Genomic DNA, 11,184 nt, shown 5'->3' on the forward strand with positions numbered 1-11,184 from the left:
TGCTGCTGTGCGACTGCGGCCACTTTCGCTTCAGCACCGTCAAGAGTTGAAGATTCAACGGAGATGCTCTGGGCAAAGCTGGCAGCAGATATCAGTGAAAGAGCGGCGGCAGCGGCGATGGTCAGTGTTTTGATGGTTTTCATGGTCTTATTCCTTTGGGTTGTTTCTGAAGGCTGTGTGCCTTCGATGAAAATAATAATACCCTAGGTTACCATTTCATTATTAACCATTAGTGCGATCATCATGATCACACTAACCATAACCCCCATTACAATAACCTCATTGATCGGTAGAGTTCCATCTTATCCACATTACAGGTGAAAAGAGCGCTCGCTAACCTGTGGATAAATCAGCTTTTCCCGCCTGCAGTGCCCGCTCCCGCGCAGTGCTGTTTTTTTGTACGCTTTCACGAGTTTGTCGCGGGCTAAACTGAATCTTCTTTTTCAATCACCAACACGCGTGCCGCACCCTGGGGATGAGCGACATGTTCGGTACCCACGCTGGCGAAGAAAATGTCACCCACGTTGAGCATCACTTTATGCACTTCCGCCCGCTCGCGGTAATGCATCTCGACCACGCCATCTAACACCACGAAGACTTCTTCACCGTCATTGATGTGCCAGCGATAAGGCTGATCAGTCCAGTGCAATCGCACGCTGGTGCCATCAAAATTGGCAATATCGAGAGCCTCCCACGCACGCGCTGGGGAAAAGTTTTTGCCGACGATGATTTTCATGAGATGCCTGTTTTTGCTGAGTGAATACGCAACATGCTACAGGCCAGTGAGCTGAGGTGTGAGACAAGGCAGGGACATTTCCGGACAGATTACTGCACGTGATAACAGACTCCAGATTCCAGAAACAGCAAAGCCGCCCGGAGGCGGCCTTAACGCTGAAGCGGAAACTGAACTTATTTGTACAGTTCTGCAGTCATGTGCACACGGTTGTTGGTGTTCGCTTCAGTGATTTTGTACTGAGCACCCTGCTGCTGTGCTACTGCGGCAACTTTCGCTTCTGCACCGTCAAGAGTTGAAGACTCAACGGAGATGCTCTGGGCAAAGCTGGCAGCAGACATCAGTGAAAGAGCGGCGGCAGCGGCGATGGTCAGTGTTTTAATGGTTTTCATGGTCTTATTCCTTTGGGTTGTTTATGAAGGCTGTGTGCCTTAGATGAAAATAATAATACCCTATGTTATCATTTCATGATTAACCATTAGTGCGATCATCATGATCGTGCTAACTACATCTCACCGAGACCTTACGCATCACAATGATGTTGATAGCCGCTAATACGGCGGCGGCAAAAAAGGCCATCGATAAGTGACCTGGAAGGTATGTCATGAACGCCGCCATAAATTGTCCGCCAAAAATGGCCATTGATAAGCGTGCCAATTGGCGCCCACGTTCCTGAGGTTGGCTGATTTCAACGGTCATGTGATTCACCAAAGGCACTGACAGCCCAAACCCCATGCCTAATAAGATGCCGCCTGGCAGGCACAACACGACATCGGGGGCTGCTGCAAATTCAAGATGTGCCAACAGGTAGCAAATGAACGCCATAATCAGCGTGGAATAGTTGCCGAACTGCAGCGCAACATGCGGCATCAGTGCTGCTGCCAGCACCGCCACCAGTGAGACAAATGAGAGAAAATAGCCAATATGTGCGGCACTCACACCCATCAAAGCAAACCGTTGCGGCAGCATAATGACGGCGGTGAAAAAACAGATCATGGAACAGAACGCCGCCAGCCATACCGGCCGCAACCGGCGATCGCTATCCGTTACGCCCTCTTCTATTATTTCCGCTCTCATCTGCTGCTGAGGGCGCGGGACACAAATGAGCACCAACATCAGCAGCAACCAGGAGAATAGATACAGCCCATACGGATAACGCCAACTTGTGGAGGCCAGAATCCCCCCCACACAGAGAAACACTACGCCACCCAACTCTATTGCCATGCCTTGTCGCGCGATCATCTTTAATCGTGCTTCGGCCTGATAAAAACTGGCAATTAAGCCGGTCCCGGAAGACATCACCACCGCTGTTGCGCCCCCCAGTAGGATGCGGTCGATGATTTGTGGCACTGCGCCCGGCAACCAAACACCTGCCACGCCCAATCCGCCATAGCAGAAAAGCCCAATCAGTAGCATGGGATAGGCACCAAAACGATCTATCGCGCGCCCCGCTAATGGCCCTGCCAGTATCACGCCCAGCGCAGGCAGCGTCACCAACCAGCTTGCCAGATAAGAAACCCGTAATTGCGCGGCGATGTCACTCAATCCCGGCACAATGACGCATCCCACCATAATGGTCAGGCAACTGACAGCCAGGAGCGTGACTGCACCTGCGGATTTAATTGATGTCATGATTTTTATTTATCCGAATAATGGAATGGTTAACCATATAACGGACATGAGTGTTACGACCTCGGCGCATATTGTCAATGGCTGCCGTGCTATAGTGGCGGCCATTAAAATCGAAAAGCGGAAGAGTGATGGCTGCAGATACAGAGGCTAACGGTTCGCAGGTTATTGCACGTGCCGCGACTATATTGCGGGCGTTAGAAAACCGACCAACGGGATTAAGCATGTCCGAGCTGTCAAAACTGACAGCACTACCGCGCACCACTGTACATCGGCTGGTCACATCATTGATTTCTCAGCAGTTGCTGCTGCAGGGCAGTGAAGGCATTAAGCTGGGTCCGGCGCTAGCAAGACTTGCCGCTTCGGCACATACCGATATTATTGCGCTCTCTCAACCGGCGATGGAAACGCTTGGACGTCGTACGCGAGAAACGGTCGATTTATGCGTCTGGCGCGGCAGCCATACGGTTCTGGTCAGCCAATATGCTTCCGATCAGGAGTTGCGCGTCGTCTCACCCATCAGCACGGCCTTTCCCACGCACTGCGCTGCGCATGGTAAAGCGTTATTGTCTGAACAAACAGATGATGTCATCTCGACATTACTTCCGCAGTTGAACGATGTGCGCACCCAAAATACGCTGCGAGATCCTCAGCTTCTATTAAAAGCCATTCAGCAGGTTCGTGAGCAAGGCTATGCGGTAGATCGCGAAGAACATGCGCGGGGTGTATGCGGTATCAGTGTCGCCCTGAATACCGGTTCAGGAGAACGTTATGCGCTGGCCATTGCAGTGCCATCATTACGCTTTGATGAGCAGTTTCCACAGCTTCTCGCGGCTTTATTGCAGGCAAAAACTGAAATCGAGTCGCTGCTTGTCGGTTAGCACAAATGACAAAGCCGCCCGTAGGCGGCCTTAATATCGTGGGTGGCGAGCTTATTTATACAACTGAGCCGTCATGTGCACGCGGTTGTTGGTGTTGGCTTCAGTAATTTTGTACTGAGCGCCCTGTTGCTGAGCAACGGCGGCGATTTTCGCTTCTGCACTGTCCAGAGTTGAAGCATCAACAGAGATACTTTGTGCGAAGCTCGCGAATGAAACCAGGGTAAGAGCAGCAACTGCAACGAAAGTTTTGATAGATTTCATGGTCATTTCCTCAGAGTGATTTTCAGTTTTTAAGGCGGACTGCCTCGATGTGAGAAATAATAGACCTGCTTCTCGTTGAGTAAAAGCTGAAGGATTTGCTGATATAATTCAAAAAAATTGAATATGATTTAATCCAACCTTTTCTTAAGTTGCATCGGTTAAAACCCTGAAATTCTCATCGTCACAATCAAATTGCGCCACCTCCTGCATGCCAAGATGCTGATGCGCACGTAACGAGGGAATATTGTTGGATTGGATGAATAACACCGGAGTTTTTGAACCATAATGTTCCCGCATTGCCGCATACAATGGCCGCAATAATCCCTGACCGCGTTCACTTGCTGCAATACATACCGGACCATACAGCCAGCACTCTCTGCCGGGTGGCCAGGCATCCAACATGGCTGCTACCACAGGAGGGGATTGTTCCGCGGATAACGCACTGAACAAGACGCCCACCACCGTTCCCTCGTGTTTAGCCACCAGCGTATGGGCAGTGGCGCGATCGAGCATACCGGCCACACGCTCTGGCGGATAATTCCCGTTTAAAGCGCCGCCATTGCCAGCTGCATTCTTTTGAAGCAATGCAACGATTGCAACAAAGTCTGCAGGCTGTGCGCTGGTAATAAGATAATCACTCCTCATCAAGGTTCTCCTTTGCCATTTCGCTGTTGTGGTAAAGCATAGCGAAAGACGCTCACAAAGAAGAACAACGGTTGGTAAGGTGAAACGACTATGCCGCCCAAAGGCGGCCATCATTAAGGCCTTGCTGCTGAGCCATCCGGCAAGCGCGCGTTCGTCCACTCTGGCAAGTCGCCTTTTACGGGATACTTAGCCGCTTGAGTTTCATCGATATCCACCCCCAAGCCAGGGCGATCGCTGAGATAAGCGTAACCACGATCAATCTCTGGACAGCCAGGGAAGACTTCCTGCAATGCATCATTGACCGGGGTATATTCCTGGATACCGAGATTGGTAATACTCATGTCGATATGCAGATTTGCCGCCACGCCAACCGGTGAAATATCACCTGGTCCATGCCAGGCGGTTCTTACGCCGTAAAGCTCAGCAAAAGTCGCCAGCTTTTTGGCAGGCGTAATACCGCCGATGGTGCTGACATGGCAACGGATATAATCGATAAGCTGGTTTTGAATCAGAGGTTTCCATTCGTTAATCTGGGTAAATAACTCGCCCATCGCAATCGGTGTACTGCTCTGTGTACGTAATGTTTTAAGCCAATCAATGTTCTCAGGGGCGACAGGATCTTCGAGGAAAAACAGCTGGAATTCTTCCAACGATTTCGCCATTTGGATTGAGGCTATGGGTGTGATGCGCTCGTGTACGTCATGGATAAACTCCACACCGAAACCAATTTTATTGCGCAGATGATCAAACAAACGAGGTACCGCACGCGCGTAAGCTTCAGGATCGAAATAGACGCCCGGCGTCTGACTACGTGGTGACACCTTCGGCTGAATATTACGTGCCTTAGCCAGCTTACCGGCGATCAGACGTAAATCATCGGTGCCGGCACCACCGTACATGCCCACCTGGCAGCGTACATATTGATAACCCTCTTCCATACGGGCCCGAATATTATCTTCAACTTCAACTTCATCTGCACCGTCACAGTGGCGATAAAGAGCAATACCATCACGGCACTTCCCGCCCAACAGTTCATACACTGGCAACCCAGCCACTTTGCCTTTTAAATCCCACAAGGCCATATCGACGCCAGAAAGTGCGTTGTTCATGACCGGGCCATTCCGCCAATAGCCACTCACCGCTGCCGATTGCCAAATATCCTCAATACGCGCGGGATCCTTACCTATTAAGAACGGTTTCATATAGTTGTCGATAGCAGTGGCGACGGCATGAATACGTTGGGTAAACGTTGCACAGCCCAAACCGTATAACCCAGGTTCGCTGGTTTCAATTTTAACCACCACCAGGTCAATACCGCCCGGTGCAGTAAGAATGGTTTTTACGTTGGTAATCTTAAGTTGGCTCATGCTAATCCTCACTAATCCTGTATGATGTCCTACATGTTAGAGATTTAAAAAAAGCCGCGATGGGCTTTTCTTATGTTCAGTTATGGCGTACATCTTCGATAGCGTGCACGTTATGGGTCATCGCACTGTTTAGCGTCTCTGTTGCCAAATCTGCATCACGATTTTTCAGCGCCATAAAGACCTTAATGTGGGCTTCAACGCTCTCAAGCGTGATGCCCAGCACACGGTTTAACTCTTCGAGATAATGCACATAGATGCCTTTGAGCGACTCCATAACATGAATGAAAATTTTGTTATGCGAAGCTTTCACGATGGCCAGATGAAAGTCGTAGTCTGCCAGGGAGTACTTCTTGTAATCATCCCGATTGACCAGCATACGATTGAGCGCACTCTCCAGCACCTGAATGTCTTCATCAGTCGCATTCTCTACAGCTAACTCCATGCAACGAAACTCAACGGTTTGGCGAAACACGCGCATATCGTCAAACTCTTCCTGAGACAGGTGCAAAATAGGCTGATTGTCGCTGAATGCCCCATAGCGCGCGACATCCCGGGTAACATAAGTCCCCTTGCCCTGATGCGTGATGACGATACCTAAATCACGTAGCTTTTGCACAGCACTGCGCACGCTGACTCGGCTGACCTGGAATGTCGCCGTGAGTTCTGCTTCAGAAGGCAACTTACAGCCCGGCTCCCAGATGCCATCTTGAATGTTCTGCTTCATCTGTTCGTAGATCACGTCCACGATATTGTGTTTTTGAATACTTGCCAGCGCCACGTTGCTCACTCACTTGTCCTACATGTTGGTCTTTTTAACTTTTTCACTGTCCTGGCACAAGGCGTTTTTTCTTTTATCACTCTTATACCTTTTGACCAGCACAAGAAAAATACATCAATTTCATGCAGTTGAATATCATCCCGGAATGAGCAGGGCTGGCTGCCTGATCCCATTTTTGTGAAACGGTCTGCAATTTATTGATCAGGTTATTGCTGCTACCTACAACCTCACGTACAACTCTCACAATAACTTGTTAGTCATGTTACATGAGGAATTATCATGCACCCCCTTTTCGATTTAACGGGAAAAACAGCCTTAATTACCGGTTCAACACGCGGGCTCGGTTTTGCCTATGCCACAGGATTAGCGCAGGCTGGCGCTTCCGTCATCCTCAACGGCACCAGCGAACAACACATGCATCACGCGTTGGCACAGTTAAAAACCCAGGGATTTAATGCGCGGGGCTTTCTCTTTAACGTCGCAAATGAGGATGAGATAGAGCGCGTTTTCGCGCAGCTTGATGAAGAAAATATCCACGTGGATATCGTCATCAATAATGCCGGCATTCAGTTCCGTAAGCCTATGCTGGAACTGGCCTTAAGTGACTGGCAGCGCGTGATAGATGTCAATCTCACCAGTGCCTTCCTGGTGGCTCGTGCCGCAGCGCGACGCATGGTGGCGCGCAACAGCGGTGGCAAAATTATCAACATCGGCTCACTCACTAGTGAAGCCGCTCGCGCAACCGTTGCCCCTTACACCGCAGCAAAAGGCGGTATCAAATTACTGACGAAATCGATGGCAGCTGAATGGGCAGTCCATAACATCCAATCGAATGGCATCGGGCCGGGTTATATCCTCACCGACATGAACAGTGCGTTGGTAGAAAATCAGGAATTTAATCAATGGGTTTGCAATAGCACACCCTCAGGGCGCTGGGGTAAACCTGATGAGTTAATTGGCACGGCGGTATACCTGGCCTCCTCTGCCTCTAACTACGTCAATGGACAAATGATTTATGTCGACGGCGGTTGGCTCGCCACGCTTTAGACCACCGTCAATTAAAAATGCATTTCCAGACTCACTGTACCCTCCCCTTAAAACGATAAGAGGTCAGAACATGAATCAGACCATTTCAGGGACACTCTCTAATAAACGTTGGGGGCGGCTCATTCCCATCGCCTTCATCACCTATAGCCTGGCCTATTTGGATCGCGCAAACTACGGCTTCGGCGCTGCGGCTGGACTCGCAGAAGACCTTAACATCACACCGGCAATATCGTCGCTGCTGGGCGCACTATTCTTCCTGGGTTATTTCTGTTTTCAAGTGCCCGGCGGTATCTATGCCGAGAAACACTCAGCCAAACGATTGATTTTCTGGAGCCTCATCCTTTGGGGAGCCTTGGCTGCCGCAACAGGCATGGTGCATAACGTTGCACTTTTGGCGGCCGTACGTTTTCTTCTGGGGGTAGCCGAAAGCGTTGTCATGCCCGCGATGCTGATATTTCTCAGTCACTGGTTCACACGAGAAGAGCGTTCCAGAGCAAATACCTTCTTGTTTCTGGGAAATCCCATCACAGTTTTGTGGATGTCGATCCTTTCAGGATACTTAGTCAATGCCTTTGGTTGGCGCGGGATGTTCATTATTGAAGGTGCGCCAGCCATCATTTGGGCCGTCATTTGGTGGGTGATCTACGCAGATCGGCCAAAAGATGCCAAATGGTTAAATGATACGGAAAAACGTGCCATCGAGAATGCGCTGGCTGAAGAACAACAAGCTATAAAACCCGTCAAAAATTATCGTGAAGCATTTCGTTCACCGAAAGTACTGGCCCTGGCCTTCATCCATTTCTTTTGGAACATAGGCATGTACGGCTTCATTATGTGGTTGCCCTCAATGCTCAAAACAGCATCTGGTTTAGGCATTGTCGCAACCGGTTGGCTATCTGCTGCCCCCTATCTGCTTGCCGTTCCACTGATGTTAACAGCATCCTGGTACTCGGATAAATTTCAGCAGCGTAAAGCTATCGTTGTGGCTTTCCTCGGGCTGGGTGCCGTCTGTTTTATTGCATCTTTCACCCTCGGCGCATCTCATTTCTGGATCTCCTGGTCACTTCTGGTCATTGCCGGAGGAGCAATGTATACGCCTTATGGTCCATTCTTCGCCGCCATTCCTGAAATGATCCCGCGCAACGTTGTCGCCGGTGCAATGTCATTTGTCGTTTGTTTCGGCGCATTGGGGTCATTCGTCGGCGCCTGGATTGTGGGTTACTTAAATGGTTTGACCGGAAGTCCGGCTGCTTCATATGTTTTCATGGGCGCGTCCCTCGTGGTTGCTGTGCTTTTAACCGTACTGACCCGATTTAGTAACGCATCGAACTCGTTAACCCACGCCACCACCTCGCACTGAGAAAGGTTAATCCATGACAGCTAAACCCACCCGTACCCGATTCTCCGTGCTGGCGATGTTGTTTGTTGTGACGGCCATTAATTATATGGACCGTGCCAACCTTTCCGTTGCGGGTTCTCACATTCAGGGAGACCTGGCGCTCTCACCCACGCAGCTCGGATTGCTGTTCTCGATGTTTACCTGGTTCTACGCTATGAGCCAAATCCCGGTAGGATATCTGCTGGATCGCATCGGCTCCCGCTGGCTGTATGGCAGCGCAATTGTGCTGTGGAGTGTGTTCACCCTGTTGATGGGATTTGCTTCACACCATCTTTTCGCCACCGCCACGGCTTCCTTTATGATGCTGCTGGCTTGCCGCGCTTTGGTAGGGATCGCTGAAGCACCCTCTTTTCCTTCGAACACCAAGATCATTGCGACATGGTTTCCCGATCATGAACGTGCCCGTGCAACAGCAACCTACTCCAGTGCGCAATACATTGGCCTCGCGCTGCTCACCCCGCTGCTTTCCCTGTTCGTGAGCAAATGGGGCTGGGAGATGTCATTTTATATTTCTGGCGCAGTCGGCATCGTATTTGGCATTTACTGGCTAATTCGCTATCGCGATCCACAACACAGCACGCAGGTTAATCAAGGGGAACTTGAGATTATTCGCCAGGGCGGTGGCTACGGTTCTGAAGTCAAAGGGGCAAATACGCGGGTGAACTGGCCAGAAGTACGCTTCATTTTGCGTCAACGCACGACCTGGGGTCTGTTTATTGCCCAGTTTGCGGCTTCGTCGACCCTCTACTTTTTCCTGACCTGGTTCATTGTCTATCTGGAGAAAGGGTTGCACCTGTCGATCGACAAAGCAGGTATTGGCGCCATGTTCCCTTACCTCATGGCCATGGCTGGCGTGTTATGCGGTGGCACATTAAGTGATCTGCTACTGAAGCGCGGCCGCAGCCGCACCTTTGCGCGAAAACTTCCGGTGATGTCAGGCATGCTACTGACTTGCTCAATTGCGCTGGTGAATTTTTTCCGGGACCAACCTGTCATAGCGATTGGCATTCTCTCCATCGCCTTTTTCGCCAATGCTTTCTCCAATCTCGGTTGGGTGGTGTGCAGTGATGTCATTCCACGCCATCTGATTGGCACCATTGGCGGATTTCTCAATATTTTTGGCAACCTATCCGGCATCGCCAGCCCGATCATCATCGGCATCATTCTGCAACGTACGCAAAACTTCCAATATGCGATGTGGTACATCGCGGCTGTCGCACTGGCGGGTTTCCTCGCTTATCTGTTCCTGGTGGGGAAAATTGAAGTCATGGTTCCTCCAGATGAACAACCCACCCCGCGCGACAATGAAAAATATAAGACGCCTTCAAATGCTTAGGAGTAATCATGCAGCATAAAACGGTTAAAGCCGTCATGGTGGCAGGCGCCCATGATGTACGGTGTGAGAATCAAGATATTGCCTGGAACAGCGATCAAGTGCTGGTGAAAGTGGAACGCGGAGGGATCTGTGGTTCAGACATCCATTACTTCTTGCATGGCCGAGCCGGCATGTCGGTGTTGAAGTCACCGATGGTACTAGGTCATGAGTTTGTTGGCATGGTTGAGCAAGCACCTAAGGAGAGCAATTTGTTGGCTGGGCAACGCGTGGCGATCAATCCATCGCAACCCTGTCAGCAGTGCGTCATCTGCCGCTCAGGCAAACAAAATCTCTGCCGCTCGATGCGATTTATGGGAAGCGCGCAATTTTACCCCCATGTGAACGGTGGTTTCGCACAGCATGTCGTCGTCGCGCCAGAACAGTGTATCCCTTACGCCGATAATGTTGAGGCTAAAGTGATCGCCTTTGCCGAGCCGCTGGCTGTCTGTATTCACGGCATAAAGCAGGCCGGAGATTTAACGGGCAAGCGAGTTTTGGTCACTGGCGCAGGACCGATTGGATGTTTGGTGATTGCTGCTGCGCTGGCCTCAGGCGCGACGGAAGTGGTAGCGACCGATCTCAGCGAACGTTGCCGTGCGCTGGCATTAAAAATGGGCGCAGCTTCGGTATGGGATCCACGCGATGAAGAGGTCGTTGCCGCCTGGCGTGAGCATGGTGGCAGCTTCGACGTCTGCTTTGAAGCCTCTGGTGCTGCCGCTGCCGTCGCCTCAGTCGTTGCCTATACCCGACCCGGCGGGATTATCGTGCAACTTGGTATGGGTCAGGCTGAGATCACCTATCCTATCGGTCCTCTTTTGGTAAAAGAAGTGCAGTTACGCGGCTCGTTTAGATTTGTCGATGAATTTACCACCGCTGTGCGTTGGTTGGAGACGGGCAAAATTGATCCCCTGCCATTACTGTCGGCAGAACTGCCTATGGACCAGGCGGTTGGCGCACTCGAATTAGCCGCTGATAAGGAAAGGGCCGCAAAAATACAGTTAGTGTTCTAGGTTTCAGAAACAGCAAAGCCGCCCGGAGGCGGCCTTAATGCTGAAGCGGAAACTGAACT

Annotated in this window: 13 protein-coding genes; 5 read left to right on the top strand and 8 right to left on the bottom strand. The window is 50.7% G+C overall.

Annotated elements, in window-relative coordinates; translation table 11 throughout:
- From VH86_RS25330 to VH86_RS23350, 4 genes are all read right to left on the bottom strand, one after another.
- Positions 1-143 (bottom strand): DUF1471 domain-containing protein (locus tag VH86_RS25330; RefSeq protein ID WP_072050637.1); only part of this gene is annotated, 143 nt, incomplete at its 3' end.
- A gap of 281 nt (positions 144-424) precedes the next feature.
- Positions 425-736, bottom strand: coding sequence for a cupin (locus tag VH86_RS23340; protein WP_045834261.1), 312 nt, complete (start codon positions 734-736; stop codon positions 425-427).
- Positions 737-909: 173 nt separating this feature from the next.
- Positions 910-1,125 carry a YdgH/BhsA/McbA-like domain containing protein gene (locus tag VH86_RS23345; protein ID WP_034829885.1) on the bottom strand — a complete coding sequence of 72 codons (216 nt, stop codon included), beginning with the start codon at positions 1,123-1,125 and terminating at the stop codon, positions 910-912.
- Between the two features lie 109 nt (positions 1,126-1,234).
- Positions 1,235-2,365, bottom strand: coding sequence for an MFS transporter (locus VH86_RS23350; protein WP_045834262.1), 1,131 nt, complete (start codon positions 2,363-2,365; stop codon positions 1,235-1,237).
- Positions 2,366-2,493: 128 nt separating this feature from the next.
- Between VH86_RS23350 and VH86_RS23355 the strand changes: the two genes are divergently transcribed.
- Entirely contained in the window at positions 2,494-3,243 is a 750-nt protein-coding gene (locus VH86_RS23355; RefSeq protein ID WP_045834263.1) for an IclR family transcriptional regulator, read from the top strand.
- A 51-nt stretch (positions 3,244-3,294) separates the two neighbouring features.
- Here VH86_RS23355 and VH86_RS23360 read toward each other — a convergent pair whose 3' ends face one another.
- From VH86_RS23360 to VH86_RS23375, 4 genes are all read right to left on the bottom strand, one after another.
- Positions 3,295-3,504 (bottom strand): YdgH/BhsA/McbA-like domain containing protein, encoded by a 210-nt coding sequence (locus VH86_RS23360; RefSeq protein WP_045815676.1) that lies wholly within the window; start codon positions 3,502-3,504, stop codon positions 3,295-3,297.
- Positions 3,505-3,648: 144 nt separating this feature from the next.
- On the bottom strand, positions 3,649-4,308 hold the full coding sequence (locus tag VH86_RS23365; protein WP_231647381.1) for a GNAT family N-acetyltransferase: 660 nt from the start codon (positions 4,306-4,308) through the stop codon (positions 3,649-3,651).
- A complete protein-coding gene (locus VH86_RS23370) occupies positions 4,263-5,516 on the bottom strand; it encodes an enolase C-terminal domain-like protein (RefSeq protein WP_045834265.1) in 1,254 nt (417 codons plus the stop codon). The genes VH86_RS23365 and VH86_RS23370 overlap by 46 nt, the downstream gene beginning before the upstream one ends.
- Positions 5,517-5,592: 76 nt before the next feature.
- Positions 5,593-6,294 (bottom strand): FadR/GntR family transcriptional regulator, encoded by a 702-nt coding sequence (locus VH86_RS23375; RefSeq protein ID WP_045834269.1) that lies wholly within the window; start codon positions 6,292-6,294, stop codon positions 5,593-5,595.
- 279 nt (positions 6,295-6,573) lie between these two features.
- Here VH86_RS23375 and VH86_RS23380 point away from each other — a divergent pair, with 279 nt between their 5' ends.
- The 4 genes from VH86_RS23380 (at position 6,574) to idnD (ending at position 11,125) form a co-directional block, all read left to right on the top strand.
- Positions 6,574-7,341: an SDR family oxidoreductase gene (locus VH86_RS23380; protein WP_045834266.1), complete on the top strand. Its 768-nt coding sequence runs from the start codon at positions 6,574-6,576 to the stop codon at positions 7,339-7,341.
- A gap of 70 nt (positions 7,342-7,411) precedes the next feature.
- On the top strand, positions 7,412-8,701 hold the full coding sequence (locus tag VH86_RS23385; RefSeq protein ID WP_082082883.1) for an MFS transporter: 1,290 nt from the start codon (positions 7,412-7,414) through the stop codon (positions 8,699-8,701).
- 13 nt (positions 8,702-8,714) lie between these two features.
- Positions 8,715-10,076 (top strand): MFS transporter, encoded by a 1,362-nt coding sequence (locus VH86_RS23390; protein WP_045834267.1) that lies wholly within the window; start codon positions 8,715-8,717, stop codon positions 10,074-10,076.
- Between the two features lie 8 nt (positions 10,077-10,084).
- Complete coding sequence (gene idnD, locus VH86_RS23395; protein ID WP_045834268.1) at positions 10,085-11,125, top strand: L-idonate 5-dehydrogenase; 1,041 nt, start codon at positions 10,085-10,087, stop codon at positions 11,123-11,125.
- Positions 11,126-11,184: the final 59 nt, after the last annotated feature.

Origin of the sequence: Pantoea sp. BL1 (genome assembly GCF_000963985.1) — a bacterium.
Lineage (GTDB): Bacteria > Pseudomonadota > Gammaproteobacteria > Enterobacterales > Enterobacteriaceae > Pantoea > Pantoea rwandensis_B.